The organism is Neisseria sp. P0021.S007, from assembly GCF_051956855.1.
Genome location: NZ_JBQCXA010001218.1, coordinates 1 through 514 on the forward strand (window position 1 = coordinate 1; position 514 = coordinate 514).

1 pseudogene is annotated in these 514 nt (G+C 54.3%); it reads right to left on the bottom strand.

The annotated features are described in order from the left end of the window. A pseudogene (locus ACTHUR_RS18385) lies at positions 1-514 on the bottom strand (chromosome segregation protein SMC); the annotation flags it as partial.

Consider the following 514-nt stretch of genomic DNA (forward strand, 5'->3'; position numbering starts at 1 on the left):
TTAGCGTATTGCTCCCTGCCCTGCTCCTGAATCTGCGCGAGTTTCTCCTGTACAACAATATATTCTTCGTCCAAGGTCTGTACGGCTTCGCTTAATTCTTCAAGCTTGATGTGCTGCTCGTCGTTTTGGAACTCGGTTTCATAGGCGAGGGCAAGCTCTTGCTGGCGTTCCTGCCAGTCGAATGTTTGCTGTTCAAGCTGGGCAATTTGCTGTTGGTAGTTTTGTTTTTGCTGGTTGAGCTTGTGAACGGCGACTTCCGCCAGCCCGTATTGTCGGTTGGCTTCCAACAGGGCAAGCTGCGCCTGTTTCAGACGGCCTTGCTGCTCTTGGCGGCTGTGTGCGGTGGTTTGCTGCTGGTGTTCGAGTTCAGCGGCGGCCTCTTGCAAGGTAACGATGTCGTCTGCAAGGCCGTCTGAAGTATGTTGCAACACGGTCTGCTCTTCCGCCAACTGCGCCAGTTCGCGCTCGATGTGTTCGCGGCGGATTTGCCCTTGGTTGGTGCGCGCTAAAAGTT